This is a genomic window from Candidatus Latescibacter sp. IFSED24, assembly GCF_058273205.1.
In genome coordinates this window covers 1,418,022-1,434,355 of sequence record NZ_CM177850.1, presented here as the reverse complement: position 1 = coordinate 1,434,355, position 16,334 = coordinate 1,418,022, and the positions used below count along the sequence as shown (strand labels likewise).

Genomic DNA, 16,334 nt, shown 5'->3' with positions numbered 1-16,334 from the left:
CGAGGCGACCCATGCCGGAGACCGGCTGCGACCTGCTGTGCATCTGCCCCCATACCGACGATGCCGAGATCGCCCTGGGCGGGACGTTGCGCCTGCTCGCCGACCGCGGCCGGCGAGTCTGGGTCTGCGACCTGACCCGCGGCGAGCTGGCGTCCAATGCCGACAGTGACGAACGGTGGCGCGAGGCCGCCACCGCCAGCGCCTGCCTGCAGCTGACAGGGCGCCTGCAGCTCGCCCTGCCCGACGGATTCCTCGATCCCGGCGATCGCGACCAGGTCGCCGCCCTGGTCTGGGTCCTGCGCCGCCTGCGCCCGCGCTGGGTGGTGACCGCGCCCGAGGCGCGCCGGCATCCCGACCATCTGGCCACGCCGGCGCTGGTGCGCCGGGCCGTGTTCCTGGCGCGCCTGCGCACCCTGGAGGTCCATGCGCCGGCGGCCCGCTGGTGGCCAGTCGAGCCCACGGGCGCGGCCGCCGCCACCTGGATCTGCGAGGCCATGGGCGAGACGTGTCCCGAGGGCGAGGAGCCCAGCCTGGTGTTCGACGTCAGCACGACCTGGGCGGCCAAGCGCGAGGCGCTGGCCTGCTACGCGAGCCAGTTCCAGCGCGACGGCGGCCGGCTGGCCACCCACATCAACGACCCCGATTTCCTGGTCCGGATCGACGACCGCGGCCGCACCTGGGGCCGCCGCGTCCACGTGGCCTGGGGCGAGGCCGTGAAGCTCGACGCGGTGCCGGTCCAGGCCGACCTGCCGCCGGAGCGCTGGGCGTGAGCCGCCTGCCCGCCATCGGCATCACCTGCTACCCGAGCCAGGGTGGCAGTGGCATCGTGGCCACCGAGCTCGGACTGAACCTCGCCCGCAGCGGCTACGCGGTGCACTTCATCTGCGCCAGCCTGCCGCTGCGCCTGCGGCAGTACGAGGAGAACGTGTTCTACCACGAGGTGGAGGTGGTGGACTATCCCGTCTTCACGTATCCGCCCTACGCGCTGAGCCTCGCCACCGCCATGGCCGACACCGCCACCAGGGTCGGGCTCGACATCCTCCACGTGCACTACGCCATTCCCCACGCGGTCAGCGGCTACCTGGCTCGCCAGATGGTCGGGCCGGAGCGGTTGCAGCTGGTCACCACGCTGCACGGGACCGACATCACCCTGGTGGGGCAGGAGCCCTCGTTCTTCCCGCTGACCCGCTTCGTCATCGAGCAATCCGACGCCGTCACCGCGGTCAGCGGCTTCCTGGCGCGGGAGACGCGACGGGTCTTCGGGGTCGAGCGTCCGGTGGAGGTGATCCCCAACTTCGTGGACACGCGCCGCTTCCATCCCCGGGAGGACGCCGCGGCGCGCCTGCGCTTCGCGCCCGCCGGCGAACCGCTGCTCGTGCACGCCTCCAACTTCCGCGCGGTCAAGAACCTGCCGGCGGTGGTGGAGGTGTTCGCGCGGGTGGCGGCCGAACGGCCGGCCCGGCTGCTGCTGCTGGGCGACGGTCCCGAGCGCGAACCGACCCTGGCCAGGCTGGCGGAGCTCGGACTCGGTGATCGGGTCTCGTCGCCGGGGCTGGTGGAGGATCTGGAGTCGTTCCTGCCCCTGGGCGACATCCTGCTGTTGCCCTCGCGGCACGAGAGCTTCGGCCTGGTGGCGCTGGAAGCCATGTCCTGCGGCGTGCCCGTCATCGCCACCGACCAGGGGGGCACCGACGAGTTCATCGACGATGGCGTCAACGGCTTCCTGCGCGATCCGGAGGACCACGCGGGGATGGCCGAGGCCGCGCTGACCGTCCTGGCGGATCCCGGCCTGCAGCGCCATCTGGGCGAGGAGGCCCGCCGCGACGCGGTGGAGACCTTCGGCGCCCGCTGCGTGCTGAAGCGCTACATCGAGCTCTACGACCGGATCCTGGCGAAATAGCCGCATGCTGCCTGTTGACAGCGCCCCGGACGTCCCTGACATTGTGCGTCAGGAGGCGTCGTCGACACGACGCCGGAAGAGGCGCCCGAATCCCGGGGAAGGGTTGCGCCATGGACGAACCGCGTGACTTCATGCGCCAGATCGAAGCCATCGCCGAGGGCCACGGCTCGTTCCGTCCCGAGGCGTATCTCTTCGTGCTCGAAGCCCTGGAGAAGGCCATGGCCGACAGCGGCCGCCGTCGCCACATCTCTGGCGGGGATCTGCTCGAGAGCATCAAGGACCTCGGCCGCGACCGCTATGGGGTCATGGCCACCGACGTGTTCTCGGCCTGGGGCGTGCGGTCGACCCTCGATTTCGGCCGTTGCGTGTTCCACATGATCGATGGCGGGCTCCTCAGCAAGCGCGACGAGGATTCGTTGCGCGACTTCATCGACAAGTACGATTTTCGCCAGGTCTTCGAGGAGGACTACTTCCTGGGCAAGGCCTGATCGGTGGAACCTTTTCCACCACCGCTCGTTTCGTTGAACGTGTTCCGTAATGACCCGCCCGTGGGCGGGCAGAGCGCCGGGCCAGGGAGGGCCCGTCGCGGGAGGGCGATCCCGGTTGCCGGGCTAGCCCCACCGTCAGCTGGCGCCAAGGAGAAAGCATGCCCGCCGCCACAATTGCCTTGACCCTCGGGACGTCCGAACTGGTCGGACTCCTGGCCGAGACCACCTTCTTCGGCAAATTCATCCTCCTGGTCCTGCTCGTCCTCTCGGTGGTCGCCTGGGCGGTCATGATCGAGAAGGGTCGCGTGCTGGCGCGAATCCGCAGCGGCCATCTGCGCTTCTGGGATCGGCTGGAGGACTGGCTCGACGGCCGCCTGGCCGCCGAGGACCTGCACCGCTGGTGCGAGGAGCAGCCCGACCTGCCGCTGGCCAACCAGTACCTCGAGACCAGCGGACTGATCGAGGCGCCGTCGGTGCGCCGGGCCAGCGAGCGGATCACCTACCTCGAGGTCGAGCGTCTCGAGCGCTACCTCTCGCTGCTGTCGACGGCCGTGACCATCGCACCGTTCCTGGGCCTGCTGGGTACGGTGTGGGGCATCATGACCAGCTTCTGGGACATGGCCGCGCTGCAGAGTGCCAACCTCACGGTGGTGGCGCCGGGCATCGCCGAGGCGCTGGTGACCACCATCGCCGGCCTTTCGACGGCCATCCCGGCGGTGATCTTCTACAACGCCCTGGTCCGCAAGATCGACCTGGTGGCCAACGAGATGGAGCGCCTGCGCACCATCCTCGAGGAACAGGCCGGCGGCGGCCGCGGCGAGATCCACCCCGGGGTGCGCGACTTCGCGGCACGGCCCGCCCAGCACGACGAGGGGCGGATCTGATGAGACGCAAGGGGTCGTTCCGCAGCATGGCCAGCATCAACATCACCTCGCTGGTGGACGTGACCCTCTGCCTGCTGATCATCTTCATGCTGACCGCGCCCTACATCCAGGGCGGGGTGGACGTGGACCTGCCCCAGGCCGACACCCGGACCCAGATCGTCAAGGAAGGGCCGGTGATCAGCATCACCGACAACCGCCAGATCTACTTCATGGAAGACGCGGTGACCATGGAGGAGATGGCCGAGCGGCTGGCGCCGTTCCTGCCCGACAAGGACACCCTCCCGGTCTACCTGCGCGCCGACGAGGAGATCCCCTATGGCTTCGTCCTGCAGGTCATGGCGGCGGTGGAACGCGCGGGTTTCGTGAACCTGTCGCTCGTGGCCGATCCGGAGAACTAGACCATGGGTCGGGGCATGCCCTGGAGCATCATCGTGCATCTGGCGGCGCTGGGACTGCTGGCCGCCTGGGGCGGCCATGTGCCCCAGCCGCCGCTCGAGCCGCAGCGCGTCATGCGGGTCTCGCTGGCGCATCTGCCCGAGGTGATCCAGCCCCAGGTGAGCCAGCCGGCGGCCGAGCCCGAAGCCGAGCCCGTGATTCCCACCGCCGAGCCGGAGCCCAGGCCCGAGCCGCAGGAGGCGCTGCTGCCGCCCAAGGAGGTGCCGCGGGAAATCGAGACCAAGCCGGCTCCAGAGCGGAAGCCCGAGCCGAGTCCGGTGCGACCGGCGCCGGAGGAGCCCGCCGACAGCGAGCCCCTGGACGAGGTCGAGCCGGCACCGGCAGCCAGCGGCCCCGCGGTCTCGGGCACCGACGTGGACTTCCCCTTCGCCTGGTACATCAACCGGGTGGAGGGGATCGTCGCGCGCAACTGGAAGCCGCGGCAACTCGGTTTCCGCGAGGGCTCGACTCGCGCTTGTGTGGTCCATTTCATGGTGGGGCGCTCCGGCCAGATCTCGCAGGTCACCCTGGTGCGCGGCAGCGGGGTCTCGCTCTTCGATCGCGAGGCGCTGCGCTCGGTGAAGGCCAGCCGTCTGCCGCCACTGCCGGCCAAGTTCCCGCACCAGGGCCTGGGCGTCACCTTCACCTTCACTCTCCAATCCGGGGTCTAGGACATGTTCGCCGCTTCGCACCGCTGCCTGCTCTCGCTCCTCGTCCTGATCCTGGCGGCCGCTGCCACGGGTCAGGTCGTGCCCAACGTGGACATGGGCGTGACCAAGACCGCCTACGAGAAGATCGACATCCTGGTGGGGACCCTCGACGTGCTGTCGGGCGGCATGGCCGCGGTGGACGACGCCACCCTGATCGAGCACACCCTCGCCGACGACTTCGATTTCAGCGGCCTGTTCCGGGTGGGCATCCTCGAGAAACAGGCCGAGACCGACAGCCTGAATTTCCAGTTCGCCATCCGGGGCAGCGTGGAGGGGCCACTGCGCGACGCGCGGGCCACCGGCGAGGATCAGCCCACCACCATCAGCCTCGACCTGGTGACCTATCCCGGCGGCCAGCTCCTGCTCAACAAGCGGTACCGCCCCTTGCCCGACCAGATGCGCATCACCGCGCACCACTTCGCCAACCAGGCGATCGAGATGCTCACCGGCGAGCCGGGCATCGCGCTGACGCGCATCGTGTTCTCGCGGGGCCGCGGCGACCGGCGTGACCTCTACGTGGTGGACTACGACGGCGAGAACCTCATCCGCCTCACCGCCAACCGGACCCTGAACCTGTGCCCGGCCTGGAAGCCTGACGGCTCGGAGATCGCCTTCACCAGCTATGCCCAGGGCATGCAGGGGCTCTACAGCCTGGACACGGGGACCGGCCAGGTGCGCAAGATCCTGGCGCTGGACGGGTTGAACCTCGGCGCCAACTGGCATCCCGACGGCAGCGAACTGCTGGTGTCGCTCTCGCACAGCGGCGATCCGGAGATCTATCGGGTCTCATCGTCGGGCGAGATCCTGCGCCGGCTGACCGCCATGCCGTCCATCGAGATCAGCCCGAGCTGGGACCCCGCCGGCCGCGATCTGGTTTTTACGAGTGACAGGACGGGAACCCCGCAGTTATATATCGTCGATGGTGACGGGGCGGGGCGCCGTCGGCTGACCTTCGAGGGTCGGTACAACGATTCCGCCAACTGGTCGCCCACGGGCGAGAAGATGGTGTACGCCACCCGGATCGGGAACTACACGCAGCTGGTCCTCATCAACCCCACGGGGGAGGATCGCCGGCTGCTCACCGATCGGCGGTGGCGCAATTGCGAGGATCCGAGCTGGGCGCCGGACGGACGCCACGTGGTGTTCGCCTCCGACCGCAGCGGGGTCTTCAAGTTATATGCGATGGACGTCGTCGAAGGCGACGCCCGCCAGTTGACGTTCGGCGACGAGCCGGACATCACCCCGGCCTGGTCCCCGCGATAGGGGCCGGCCGCTAGCAAGGAGTCGAGCGTACGATGAAGGGTACCGGAACGACCCCCCGCCAGCTGCTCACCATCCTCGGCATCGTCGCCCTGGTCTGCGGCCTCGGCCTGGCCGCCGGCTGCGGCGGCCAGGACAAGCCCGAGCCCGAGACCGATCCCACGGCCGGCCTGCCCGCCGCGGAAGAGATCGAGACCGTGCCCGAGACCGTGACCCCCGAAGTGCCCGAGGAAGCTGAACCCGCTCCCGACTACGCCGCCATGCAGCCGGCCGAGTACGGAGTGGAGGACATCTTCTTCGCTTTCGACGAGTATGATCTCGACGACGTCGCCATGGGCACCCTGGCGCGCAACGCCCGCATCTTCAAGCAGCATCCCGAGGTGGTGGTGCTGGTGGAGGGCCACTGCGACGAGCGCGGCACCGTGGAGTACAACCTGGCGCTGGGCGAGAAGCGCGCCAAGGCCGTGCGGGACTACCTGGTGAGCCTGGGCGTGAGCTCCAGCCGCCTGCGCGTCACCAGCTACGGCGAGAGCCGCCCCTTCGCCCTCGGTGGCGACGAGGACGCCTGGGCCAAGAACCGGCGGGCGCACTTCGCCCGGCCGTAGACCGGGAGCCGACGCATGACGTCAACGAGATGCTTGCGGGCCGGCGCCACCATCGTGGTGGCCGCCGGCCTCGGCCTGCTCGCGGCCTGCGCCCCGCAGCTCGACCGCATCGAGCTCGCGGTGCAGGAGAACCACGACGAGATGGCCGAGATCCGTGCCGAGAACCGTCGCCTCTCGCAGGAGGTGACCGCCCTGGCCGAGTTGCTGCGCCTGGAATCCAGCGCCGGCGACGAGACCAACGCCCAGCGGCTGGCCAAGCTGAGCCAGGTGTCGCTGCGCCTCGACCAGCTCATGCAGAAGCTCGACGACAACGCCGAGTACATGCGCGAGCTGTCGGCGCGGGTCGACCTGCTGGCCACCCGCTCGGGGGTGCCCACCCTCGGCGAGTATCGCCCGCCCGAGACCACGGCCGACGAGGGCCTGGCGGCGCTGCCCGAGGAGGGCCGCTCGATCTATCAGGCCGCCCAGCTCGACCGCAGCCGCGGCAACGTGGAGCTGGCCCGCGACGGCTTCCGCGAGTTCCTCGACCGCTTCGGCGAGAGCGAGCTCGGTGACGACGCCCGCTACTGGCTCGGCGATCTGGCCTACGGCGAGAAGGACTGGACCGACGCCGCCGACCAGTTCGAGCGCCTGCTCGCCGACCATCCCGGGTCGCCGTGGGCCGCGGCCGCGCTCCTGAAGCGCGGCTACAGCCTGCAGAACCTGGATCGCCAGGACGAGGCCACCGCGGTCTTCGCGGTCCTGGTGGAGCGGTTCCCCGAGTCCAACGAGGCGGCGCTGGTGCGCGACCTGGTCGAGTAGCCGCACGCTCCGGCCACGACTCCGGCGCACCGGTCTTTGCCGGTGCGCCTTCTCCTTGCCAGTCACGGCTTTGTTTGGCACATTGGCGCCGATGCATTCCCGTGTCCCCGGATTCGCCAAGGAGGAAGCCATGGCCGACAGTATCGTCAACGTGCCCATCCCCGAGAACGAGCCGGTGCTGAGCTACGCGCCCGGTTCCGACGAGAAGAAGGCCCTCAAGGCGGCCCTCAAGAAGCTGTCGGGCGAGCAGATCGAGATCCCGCTGATCATCGGCGGGCAGGAGGTCCGCACCGGCAAGCTGGGCAAGTGCGTGGTGCCCCACGCGCACAAGAAGGTCCTGGCGACCTACCACCAGGCCGGCCCCGCCGAGGTGAAGCAGGCGATCCAGGCCGCCCAGAAGGCCAAGGCCGAGTGGGCCGCCATGCCCTGGCAGCAGCGCGCCAGCATCATGCTCAAGGCCGCCGACCTGCTCACCGGCCCCTGGCGCCAGACGCTGAACGCCGCCACCATGCTCAACCAGAGCAAGACACCGGTGCAGGCCGAGATCGACGCCGCCTGCGAGCTCATCGACTTCTGGCGCTTCAACCCCTACTACTACGAGCAGGTGATCAGCGACCAGCCGCCCTACAGTCCCACCGGCATGTGGAACTACGTCGAGCAGCGCCCCCTAGACGGCTTCGTGTTCGCCGTCACGCCGTTCAACTTCACCAGCATCGCCGGCAACCTGCCCACGGCGCCCGCGCTCTGCGGCAACACCTGCGTGTGGAAGCCCGCGAGCAGCACCGTCTTCAGCAACTACTACTTGATGAAGCTGCTCGAGGAGGCCGGCATGCCCGCCGGCGTCATCAACTTCGTGCCCGGCCGCGGCGCCGACGTGGGCAACCCGGTCATGGCGAGCAAGTACCTGGCGGGCGTCCACTTCACCGGTTCGACCGCGGTGTTCCAGGACATGTGGCGCGTGGTGGGCCGCAACATCAAGCGCTACGGCCAGTACCCGCGCATCGTGGGCGAAACCGGCGGCAAGGACTTCGTCTTCGCCCACGCCTCGGCCGACGTCGACGCGCTGGTGATCGCGCTGCTGCGCGGCGCCTTCGAGTTCCAGGGCCAGAAGTGCTCGGCCGCGAGCCGCGCCTTCATCCCCGCGTCGCTCTGGAAAGAGGTCAAGCGCAAGCTGCTGGCCCAGATCGCGACCATCAAGATGGGCGACGTCACCGATTTCACCAACTTCATGGGCGCGGTGATCGACAAGCCGGCCTACGACAGCATCAAGGGCTACATCGATCGCGCGAAGAAGGCCAAGGGCCAGGCCAGGATCATCGCCGGCGGAAAGTGCTCGGCGACCACGGGCTACTTCATCGAGCCCACGGTGATCGAGTGCACCGACCCCGGCTACGAGTCCATCGTGGAGGAGATCTTCGGCCCGGTGCTGAGCGTCTTCGTCTACGAGGAGAAGGACCTGGTCAAGACCCTGAAGATGGTGGACAGGGCCAGTGCCTACGCGCTGACCGGCGCCGTCTTCGCCCAGGACCGCGCCGCGATCTGCCAGATCAAGGACGCGCTCTCGGGCACCGCCGGCAACTTCTACATCAACGACAAGCCCACCGGCGCCGTGGTCGGCCAGCAGCCGTTCGGCGGCAGCCGCGCCTCGGGCACCAACGACAAGGCCGGCAGCTACCTGAACCTGGTGCGCTGGGTGAGCCCGCGCACGGTGAAGGAGACGTTCTGCCCGCCCAAGGACTACGGCTACCCGCACATGGGTCAGAAGTAGTTCCTGGCGGCGATCGGTTGACAAGAGGGCGGTCCGTAAGGGCCGCCCTCTCTCGTGCCTAAGGATCGGTGGGATTGACGCGGACAATTCACCTGTTTACGCTGTCCGGTGACCGATGCGTTCGTCATCACCCGGGAGGTCATGACATGAAACGCCTCGCCCTCTTGACCGTCCTGCTGCTCATCGCCACGCCATCCCTCGTCCGCGGCCAGTGCGACGGCATCACCTGGCAATGGGATCCCGACCTGCAGCTCCTGGCCATCGACCACCACTTCGAGGACAACTGCGCGGTCTTCGCCATCGAGTACGCGGTGACGATCACGGAGGCCGTCATCGCGGTGGAGGAGACCTCCATCTGCACCGCGGCGGCCTACTGCATCTGTCCCTACGAGGGGCACCTGAAGCTGGCCGACCTGTCGCCCGGGCCGTACGCGCTGCAGTGGCACTACGCCAACCCATATCTCGGCGACGAGTGCGAGACCGAGCTGTGGATCACCGTCCCGGCCGATGCCGCCGGCGGGGTGGCCCACCTGCAATCGGTGACCACGGCGGGCTGCGGGATCGTGCCGACGGCCGTGCCCGACGACCAGGGGGATCCGGGCCAGCGGACCTGGAGCGGCGTCAAGGGCCTCTACCGATAACGGCCCACCGCGGGTATTCTTGCCCCTCGTTGAGGATTGTGGACCGTTGACGATCCATGTTCAGCGGTCTACGCTCCCGTAAGAGGAGGTGCCGCCATGTTGCGTCCGATCCATCTGATCGCTGCCGCCCTGATCCTGTGCCTGCCCGTGGCCGCGGCCGCCCAGTGCGAGGGCATCACCGTCGAGCAGGACGGGCTGTTCCTGGTCATCAACCACGACGCCGAGTACAACTGCGCGGTCTACACCATCGGCCATCAGGTGGAGCTCGACGGCTCCGTCCTGAACGTCACCGAGCTGGCCACCGCCAATGCCTGGGCGGATTGCTACTGCCCCTACTTCAGCAAGGTGGTGGTGGGTGGCCTGCCAGCCGGCGATTACACGCTGCACTACGCCTACACCGAGACCGTGGAGAACGAGGAACCGCTACCCTGGACCTGGTGCGAGCTGCCGTTCACCATCACCGACGCGGGCCTCGACCAGGACCAGATCATGGTCCAGACCTCGGCCAGCGGCTGCGGCATCCCCGTCACCGCCGTGCCCGACGACCCGCAGCCCGGCGGCCCGATCACCTGGAGCGCGTTGAAGGCCCGGTTCGACTGACCCAGTCACGAACTTCCGGAGGTGCCATGATGACCCGGTCACGATGGCTGCTGGCATGGTCCATCATTCTCTCGAGCGCCATCGCGCAGGCGCAGCCGCCGACGGCCAGCGTGCCGTTCCGGGCGGCGGGGGAGGAGAATCTCCTGCGCGTCACCATGCGGGTGGACGAGTATCCGGTGTGCCCCGAGAGCGCCCCGGTGGTCACCGCCGTGGTGGACGACGCACAGGTCTGCCTCATCGTGCGCCTGCCGGCCCTGGAGATCTGCGCGGAGACCGCTGTCCACATGCTGCAGGTGGAGATCGCCGGGCTCGCCGCGGGCAGCTACGCGGTGAACTGGTACGACCTGCGCGAGGACTGGGCCGCCGAGGAGCAGACCAGGGCCAAGGGCAACTTCGCCGCAGTCACGGTGCCCGGGACCACCGATCCCGCGGAGGACCTGGAGCTGACGGCACGGACCTGGGACGCGGACGAACTGGCGGTGGATCTCTACATCGGCCAGGAGTCGACCTGCCCGCCGCTGACCCTCCAGGAGGATCCGGGACCGCCGGGTGCGGTGACCGGCGTGGACCTGGGGCCTCCGGGAGCGCCTGGCCAGCCGACGATCATCGAGGTGGAATGAGGGGGAGGGCTGGTGCCGGAGGTGGGGCTCGAACCCACACGTCCCAAGAGGACACAGGATTTTGAGTCCAGCGCGTCTACCAATTCCGCCACTCCGGCACCGGAGATGGGTGCCGGCATGTTAGGTGTCGCCTCGTGGCAAGTCAAGTTCAGGGCGGCGATTGCGGCCAGGAAAATGCAGTCGGGTGTTTGACATCGGGCGGTGGGATGCTATATTGCGTTGCCTCAGGTGGGGCCATAGCTCAGCTGGGAGAGCGCATGACTGGCAGTCATGAGGTCAGGGGTTCGATCCCCCTTGGCTCCACCAACCAGAATCCATGAGAAACAACGAGTCGCGAGAGCGGCTCGTTTTCTCGTCCTAGAGCTGCTGACTTCTCACATTCGGTTCGAGTCCAACCAGGACCCCAAGGCTAAAAACCTCTGAAAGTCTGGGTTTCTATGTCGCTGGGGCAAAGAAGTCAACAGCGGGGGGGCATCCCGGGCTGCCGCGTTCGCGGCTTCGTTCAGCTGATCAGGCCGTCAGATGCAGGTCCTTCGACGCCAACCAACTGTGATATGGTCATTTCATCTCGGAGTGGCCTATCAACTCCGTGGCGTAAGACCCTCAATGGTTGGGTGGACGAATATTCCGAAGAGGCAAGGGTTCGGGGGAGGTCAGGATACGATGATGGTCGCGAATACGGAGGAGTGCCCGCGGGCGGCACTCCTCATCGCGACGGGCGCCGGCGATCAATATCAGCGGAAGAGGTCCTTCACCGAACTCAGGGTATGGAACTCGGTCGCGGCGGCCTTGGCGCTGCCAGGTATCTGGAAGTAACCCTCGAAAGTCACCCACTGAGCACCCAGGACGGCGCTGAAGCTGCCCCGGTGCTTCCAGCCCTCGAAATCGCCGTAGCCACGTGCGTAATTGTAGCTTCCGTTCAACACGAAACCCGTGATCGTCGCGGTCAGGCTCCCACGGAACGACCCGGTGAGGTCGCCATAGGTGATGGGATCGCCGACGGCCTTCGACTGGTAGTCACCATTGCCGGTGGTCATGTCGATGTTCATGTTGACCGTGTACACGGTGGATTGGGTGATCAGGACGCCATCGGGGTCATAGGCCGACTCGCCGCCGACCTGGATCCGATCCCGGATGTGCGTGATGCCGTCGGCGTCGATCCACTCGATGCCGGGGTCGACGGTCACCACCGGACCATCGCCCTCGATCGGGATGACGACCGCCTGCGCGCAGACCGTGCTGCCGCTGCCCAGCGCGAAGATCAGGAGCGTGGCGACGACAAGAAACAGAGCTTTGGGGTTCATGACTTGGCCTCCTTCGAAGCGGAATTTGCGGCCCGGGTTCGTCCCAGGGGCCCTCATCTCTTGCGACGTCCGGATCGCTGAATGCGAACGCCGGAAGATTGGCCCCGAATGGCAGACCGGTGTTGCGCTGTCGGGATTCGCGCACCAAAACCGATGAAGCCGTGGTATGCTCAGACCCGTATCCCGACCGATACCGATCGAGGTATGGCATGAATGGCTCGCCCGAGAAGGCGCCACCAGGACCTGCGACTCGGAATCGACCACCAGAGTGGGCCACGACCAGCACACGTAGCCTTCTCGCTCGCGCACAGACGGGTGACGAAGAGGCGCTGGAGGAGATCCTCGCCCGCTACCTGCCACGGATGATGCGCTGGGCCTCCGGGCGGCTACCCGCGGCGGCCCGGGACATCGTCGATACCGCCGACGTGGTGCAGGAATCGGTCATCAAGGTCGTGCGCACCCTGGGTGGGATCCGCGAGCACCATCCCGACACCTTCCCGGCCTACCTGCGGAAGGCGGTCCTGAACCGCCTCCGGGACGAGGTGCGCCGCGCCGCCCGCCGGCCGGACCTGATCGACATCGACGGCACCGAGCCGGATCCAGCACCGACACCCCTCGAGGAATGCGTCGGTCGGGAACTGGTCGATCGCTACGAGACGGCGCTGCTACGATTGAGCGCCCAGGATCGCGCCGTCCTGTTCCTGAAGATCGAGATGGGCATGCGCTACCGTGAGATGGCCGAGGCGCTGGACAAGCCGAGCGTCGACGCCGTGAGGATGGCGGTGAACCGGGCCGGGCTTCACCTGGCGAGGGAAATGGCTCATGCAAGAAGATCGTGAATTCGCCGAGGGGACCGTGGTGTGGGAGGTGGCCGATGCCATCTTCTCGGGCCGTGATGCCGTGTGGGAGGATGCGACGGCGGCGACACCGGCGGACCTGCAGCCCGTGCTGCAGGAGCTGCGATCGATCGTCGACCTGATCGCCGCCCACGAGCAGCGGCAGCGGCAGCAAGGCCTCGGAGAGGGCGAGGATCTTGCCGGCACGACCTGGGGCCCACTGGTGATCCTCGAGCAGATCGGTGCCGGCGCCTTCGGCGAGGTCTTCCGGGCGCGCGAGCCGAGGCTCGATCGGCAGGTGGCGCTCAAGTTCTACCGGCCGCACCGCCTCGGCGCGGCGCAGCTGACCTCCGACGTGATCGAGGAGGGCCGCCTGTTGGCGCGGGTGCGCCACCCCAACGTGGTGACTGTGTACGGGGCGAAGCATCTCGACGGTCGCTTCGGGATCTGGATGGAGCATGTCGAGGGATCGACCCTGGAGAAGATCGTCGCCGAGCAGGGGCCGATGAGCGCGGCCGAGGCCGCGACGATTGGCCGCGACCTGTGCGGCGCCCTGACCGCCCTGCACGAGGCCGAGATCCTGCACCGTGATATCAAGGCCCGCAACGTGATGCGCGAGACGAGCGGCCGCGTGGTCCTGATGGATCTCGGGATCAGCTGCGAGATCGATCGCAAGGTGCCGATCCAGCAGTACGGGACGCCACTCTACACGGCGCCCGAGGTCCTCCTGGAAGGGACTTCGAGTCGCCAGGGAGACATCTACAGCCTCGGCGTGCTGCTCTACTTCATGGTGAGCGGTTCCTATCCGGTCTCGGGCGCCAGACTGGCCGACATCCAGCAGGCGCACGAGAACGGCCTGGCCGAACCTCTGGCCGCGGTGAGACCGGAGCTGCCGGACGCCTTCGTCCAGATCGTGGAGAAGGCACTGGCGAGGAATCGCTACGACCGCTTCGCGACGGCCACCGAGCTGAGGCAGGCGCTCGCGCAACTCCTGGAAACACCGGAACGGGTCGGGCGCAGTCCCGAGATCTGCACCGATGAAGAGGCTCAGAATCACTACCTCATGGGCCAATCCTTCTGGGCTCAGCGCGCCCGGGGCGGATTGCCCAAGGCACTCGAGTGCTACCGCCAGGCCGTGGCCAGGGATCCCGAGTTCGGGCCGGCGTACGTCGGTATCGCTCGCTGTTTCAGCCTCATAAGCTACTGGCAATACGTTAGTCCGCGCGATGGCTACGGCCAGATGAGAGCGGCGGCGGAGCGGGCATTGGCGCTCGACCCTGGTCTCGGCGAGGCGCACGCGGCGCTTGGTTGTGTCCACATCTTCCACGATTGGGATGCCGAGGCGGCGGAGCGCGAGTTCGAGCGGGCGGTTCAGCTCGATCCACAGGCCATCTTCACGCGTTCCTGGTACGCCTTGTTCCTCTCCACGGAATCGCGGCACGACGAGGCCATCGCGGTGACGCCGACGCGGGCCGAGCTGGACCCGTCCTCGCTCATCCTCAACCTCGAGGCCATCGTGCTGTCGCACGCCGGTCGCCTGGAGGAGGCCCTGAAGATCTTCCACATGGGGCTGGCGGCGGATCCCGATTCGCTGCCGCACCACAACCACACGGGGCTGGCGTACATCCTCGCCGGGAAACCAGTCGAGGCGGAGGCTTGTCTCAGGCGGGCGTTGGCCGTCTCAGCAGGTGAGGATCCCTGGACCACGGGCATGCTGGCGCTATTGCTCGCGCGGTCGGGTCGTGATGGCGAAGCGCGGGCGCTGATCGCGCAGAACGAGGTGCTCGCGCAACGGCGGTACGTGTCGTTTCTCTGCCAGTCTCTTCCCTGGATCGGACTCGGGCGGAACGACGTTTGGGAGCCGGCGATGGCCAAGGCCATCGAGGAGCGGGATACGTACCTGGTTTGGATGCGGTCGCTGGGGGACCGGATCGCGGGGATCATGGTGCCGCGCTTCGTGGAGATACTGGATGGGGCGGGGTTGCTGGAGTGGCCGTTGGGATCTGCGCGCGGCTAAGGGCCTGCCCCGTGACCAGGCAGGCGGGTCACCGATCAATGGAATGCCGGTCGCCCTGGCCCCAACGCTCCGGATCGAGGTCGACGTCCCGGTCACCTGGGATATCCCGAATGATCGCGTGGATTATTCATCCGTCGGCCTGGTCATCGGCGGGACCCTGGACCTGACCCAAACGCCACCAAAACCTCACAGATAGCCGCGTAGATGCTGTTGCGAAACAAGTTAGAGGACGTTGCGCTGCGGACTGGCAGTCATGAGGTCGGGGGGTTCGAACCACCGTCGGTCTATCCGGTTCGATCCCGCCGGTACTCCGAGGGGCTCATGCCGGTGATCCGCCTGAACGCGCGGTCGAAGGAGCTGAGTTCGGCGTAGCCGACCTTCGCCGCGATCGCGCCGACTTCGATCTCGGTCTCGGTGAGCGCCCTGATCGAGACTTCTTCGACGACACTGTCCCTGAGCTCGCGAAATGTCCGCCCGCAGGCGGCCAGGCGTCGCTTCAGGGTGCTGCGCGAAAGAGCCAGATTGCGGGCCACGTTGTCTAGGCTGGCGCTCCCCTGCTCCAGGTTCTCCAGGATCTGGAGGCGGACGGTCGCCGCGAAGGCGTCGGGTTGCGCGAAGTTCCGCAACAGGATCTCGGCCTGGTCGGTCAGCACCCGGAGGAGTCCCGCATCCGTGGTGTTGATGCGGCGGTCGAGGATGGTGGTCTCGAACACGAAGGCCGTGCGCGGTGCATCGAAGCGGATGTCGTCGCCGAAGACTCGACGCAACGCGGTCGTGTCGGCCGGCTCCCGGTGCGTGAATTCCGTCCGTAGGGGAACCCAGCCATCCGCGAGTCTCCTGGCGATGAAATCCACGAAAAAGCCGAGGGACCACTCGTTGTCGTGGCGTCCGGACGCGGCCGCGCCGCCCCGGACCCGATATTCGAGGGAGCCGACGTCGCTGTCGCTACCGAGACGGAGGACCGAGCCGCGGTAGAAGGTCGGATAGAACTGTTCGGCGATCTGCAGAAACCGGCCGATGGTCGGTGCGTTGGTCAGGAGGTAGCCGTAGGTTCCCAGCATGGCCGGGTCGACGAAGTCGATCATGTGGAGCCCGAAATCTTCGTCTCCACTCAACCGGGCACAGGCGTCGAGGATGGTGTTCACGTCGCGGGGCAGGAGGTCGCCCGGGGCTTGAAGCATATGGCGGATCTCGACCGGGTTCTCCCGGGTGAGCCGGTCCGCGTCGACGCCTCCCCGTCGAAACGCCTCCAGCAACCAGATTCCGGGCAGTTCTTGCTTCTCCATGATTGGTCCGAAGTGTCAAGCGCATGAGCCGAAATGTCAAGCGACACCTTGCGGGAATGCTATATTGACGGTTCAAATCAATCAGATTCAGAACCGCGACCTGCGGAAGCGGTTTGCAGGACCATGATCGCTTCGTTCTCGTGGGGAACCCGTTTGTTCCGCATGGGGGACATCCAGGG

Annotated in this window: 17 protein-coding genes and 2 tRNA genes; 16 read left to right on the top strand and 3 right to left on the bottom strand. The window is 67.5% G+C overall.

Going from position 1 to position 16,334, the window contains the following annotated elements:
• Positions 1–11 precede the first annotated feature (11 nt).
• The 13 genes from IFSED24_RS05910 (at position 12) to IFSED24_RS05850 (ending at position 10,712) form a co-directional block, all read left to right on the top strand.
• Positions 12–770, top strand: a complete 759-nt coding sequence (locus IFSED24_RS05910; RefSeq protein ID WP_491334290.1) for a PIG-L family deacetylase — start codon at positions 12–14, stop codon at positions 768–770.
• The gene (gene bshA, locus IFSED24_RS05905) at positions 767–1,900 is read left to right on the top strand and encodes an N-acetyl-alpha-D-glucosaminyl L-malate synthase BshA (RefSeq protein ID WP_491334289.1); all 1,134 of its coding nucleotides are present in this window, start codon (positions 767–769) and stop codon (positions 1,898–1,900) included. The genes IFSED24_RS05910 and bshA overlap by 4 nt, the downstream gene beginning before the upstream one ends.
• Positions 1,901–2,010: 110 nt before the next feature.
• Positions 2,011–2,388: a Minf_1886 family protein gene (locus IFSED24_RS05900; protein WP_491334288.1), complete on the top strand. Its 378-nt coding sequence runs from the start codon at positions 2,011–2,013 to the stop codon at positions 2,386–2,388.
• Between the two features lie 158 nt (positions 2,389–2,546).
• Positions 2,547–3,272: a MotA/TolQ/ExbB proton channel family protein gene (locus tag IFSED24_RS05895; RefSeq protein ID WP_491334287.1), complete on the top strand. Its 726-nt coding sequence runs from the start codon at positions 2,547–2,549 to the stop codon at positions 3,270–3,272.
• Positions 3,272–3,670, top strand: a complete 399-nt coding sequence (locus IFSED24_RS05890; protein WP_491334286.1) for an ExbD/TolR family protein — start codon at positions 3,272–3,274, stop codon at positions 3,668–3,670. Before IFSED24_RS05895 ends, IFSED24_RS05890 begins: the two co-directional genes overlap by 1 nt.
• Before the next feature lie 3 nt (positions 3,671–3,673).
• Positions 3,674–4,378 (top strand): TonB family protein, encoded by a 705-nt coding sequence (locus tag IFSED24_RS05885; RefSeq protein ID WP_491334285.1) that lies wholly within the window; start codon positions 3,674–3,676, stop codon positions 4,376–4,378.
• Between the two features lie 3 nt (positions 4,379–4,381).
• Positions 4,382–5,680 (top strand): hypothetical protein, encoded by a 1,299-nt coding sequence (locus IFSED24_RS05880; RefSeq protein ID WP_491334284.1) that lies wholly within the window; start codon positions 4,382–4,384, stop codon positions 5,678–5,680.
• Positions 5,681–5,712: 32 nt separating this feature from the next.
• Positions 5,713–6,282, top strand: a complete 570-nt coding sequence (pal, locus tag IFSED24_RS05875) for a peptidoglycan-associated lipoprotein Pal (RefSeq protein WP_491334283.1) — start codon at positions 5,713–5,715, stop codon at positions 6,280–6,282.
• A gap of 15 nt (positions 6,283–6,297) precedes the next feature.
• Positions 6,298–7,083: a tetratricopeptide repeat protein gene (locus tag IFSED24_RS05870; RefSeq protein ID WP_491334282.1), complete on the top strand. Its 786-nt coding sequence runs from the start codon at positions 6,298–6,300 to the stop codon at positions 7,081–7,083.
• 130 nt (positions 7,084–7,213) lie between these two features.
• Positions 7,214–8,851, top strand: coding sequence for an L-glutamate gamma-semialdehyde dehydrogenase (pruA, locus tag IFSED24_RS05865; RefSeq protein WP_491334281.1), 1,638 nt, complete (start codon positions 7,214–7,216; stop codon positions 8,849–8,851).
• 146 nt (positions 8,852–8,997) lie between these two features.
• Complete coding sequence (locus IFSED24_RS05860; protein ID WP_491334280.1) at positions 8,998–9,492, top strand: hypothetical protein; 495 nt, start codon at positions 8,998–9,000, stop codon at positions 9,490–9,492.
• Positions 9,493–9,588: 96 nt separating this feature from the next.
• Positions 9,589–10,092, top strand: a complete 504-nt coding sequence (locus IFSED24_RS05855; protein WP_491334279.1) for a hypothetical protein — start codon at positions 9,589–9,591, stop codon at positions 10,090–10,092.
• Positions 10,093–10,121: 29 nt separating this feature from the next.
• On the top strand, positions 10,122–10,712 hold the full coding sequence (locus IFSED24_RS05850; RefSeq protein ID WP_491334278.1) for a hypothetical protein: 591 nt from the start codon (positions 10,122–10,124) through the stop codon (positions 10,710–10,712).
• A 10-nt stretch (positions 10,713–10,722) separates the two neighbouring features.
• On the opposite strand, the gene IFSED24_RS05845 is transcribed toward IFSED24_RS05850, so the two are convergent.
• Positions 10,723–10,810: transfer RNA gene (locus tag IFSED24_RS05845), tRNA-Leu, on the bottom strand.
• Between the two features lie 132 nt (positions 10,811–10,942).
• Here IFSED24_RS05845 and IFSED24_RS05840 point away from each other — a divergent pair.
• Positions 10,943–11,018 (top strand) — tRNA-Ala (locus tag IFSED24_RS05840).
• Positions 11,019–11,446: 428 nt separating this feature from the next.
• Here the strand turns inward: IFSED24_RS05840 and IFSED24_RS05835 are convergent.
• Entirely contained in the window at positions 11,447–12,016 is a 570-nt protein-coding gene (locus tag IFSED24_RS05835) for a hypothetical protein (RefSeq protein ID WP_491334277.1), read from the bottom strand.
• 209 nt (positions 12,017–12,225) lie between these two features.
• Between IFSED24_RS05835 and IFSED24_RS05830 the strand changes: the two genes are divergently transcribed.
• Both IFSED24_RS05830 and IFSED24_RS05825 read left to right on the top strand, forming a co-directional pair.
• Positions 12,226–12,855, top strand: a complete 630-nt coding sequence (locus tag IFSED24_RS05830) for an RNA polymerase sigma factor (RefSeq protein ID WP_491334276.1) — start codon at positions 12,226–12,228, stop codon at positions 12,853–12,855.
• Positions 12,839–14,869 carry a protein kinase domain-containing protein gene (locus tag IFSED24_RS05825; protein ID WP_491334275.1) on the top strand — a complete coding sequence of 677 codons (2,031 nt, stop codon included), beginning with the start codon at positions 12,839–12,841 and terminating at the stop codon, positions 14,867–14,869. The genes IFSED24_RS05830 and IFSED24_RS05825 overlap by 17 nt, the downstream gene beginning before the upstream one ends.
• Before the next feature lie 284 nt (positions 14,870–15,153).
• Here IFSED24_RS05825 and IFSED24_RS05820 read toward each other — a convergent pair whose 3' ends face one another.
• Entirely contained in the window at positions 15,154–16,155 is a 1,002-nt protein-coding gene (locus IFSED24_RS05820; protein ID WP_491334274.1) for an AraC family transcriptional regulator, read from the bottom strand.
• Positions 16,156–16,334 lie beyond the last annotated feature (179 nt).

Bases quoted from the DNA above. Each gene is read 5' to 3' on its own strand.
- pruA (WP_491334281.1), top strand. From the start codon at position 7,214: ATGGCCGACAGTATCGTCAACGTGCCCATCCCCGAGAACGAGCCGGTG.
- IFSED24_RS05910 (WP_491334290.1), top strand. From the start codon at position 12: ATGCCGGAGACCGGCTGCGACCTGCTGTGCATCTGCCCCCATACCGAC.
- IFSED24_RS05870 (WP_491334282.1), top strand. From the start codon at position 6,298: ATGACGTCAACGAGATGCTTGCGGGCCGGCGCCACCATCGTGGTGGCC.
- IFSED24_RS05855 (WP_491334279.1), top strand. From the start codon at position 9,589: ATGTTGCGTCCGATCCATCTGATCGCTGCCGCCCTGATCCTGTGCCTG.
- IFSED24_RS05820 (WP_491334274.1), bottom strand. From the start codon at position 16,155: ATGGAGAAGCAAGAACTGCCCGGAATCTGGTTGCTGGAGGCGTTTCGA.
- IFSED24_RS05830 (WP_491334276.1), top strand. From the start codon at position 12,226: ATGAATGGCTCGCCCGAGAAGGCGCCACCAGGACCTGCGACTCGGAAT.
- IFSED24_RS05825 (WP_491334275.1), top strand. From the start codon at position 12,839: ATGCAAGAAGATCGTGAATTCGCCGAGGGGACCGTGGTGTGGGAGGTG.
- IFSED24_RS05860 (WP_491334280.1), top strand. From the start codon at position 8,998: ATGAAACGCCTCGCCCTCTTGACCGTCCTGCTGCTCATCGCCACGCCA.
- IFSED24_RS05880 (WP_491334284.1), top strand. From the start codon at position 4,382: ATGTTCGCCGCTTCGCACCGCTGCCTGCTCTCGCTCCTCGTCCTGATC.
- IFSED24_RS05895 (WP_491334287.1), top strand. From the start codon at position 2,547: ATGCCCGCCGCCACAATTGCCTTGACCCTCGGGACGTCCGAACTGGTC.
- IFSED24_RS05900 (WP_491334288.1), top strand. From the start codon at position 2,011: ATGGACGAACCGCGTGACTTCATGCGCCAGATCGAAGCCATCGCCGAG.
- IFSED24_RS05835 (WP_491334277.1), bottom strand. From the start codon at position 12,016: ATGAACCCCAAAGCTCTGTTTCTTGTCGTCGCCACGCTCCTGATCTTC.
- pal (WP_491334283.1), top strand. From the start codon at position 5,713: ATGAAGGGTACCGGAACGACCCCCCGCCAGCTGCTCACCATCCTCGGC.
- IFSED24_RS05885 (WP_491334285.1), top strand. From the start codon at position 3,674: ATGGGTCGGGGCATGCCCTGGAGCATCATCGTGCATCTGGCGGCGCTG.
- IFSED24_RS05850 (WP_491334278.1), top strand. From the start codon at position 10,122: ATGACCCGGTCACGATGGCTGCTGGCATGGTCCATCATTCTCTCGAGC.
- IFSED24_RS05890 (WP_491334286.1), top strand. From the start codon at position 3,272: ATGAGACGCAAGGGGTCGTTCCGCAGCATGGCCAGCATCAACATCACC.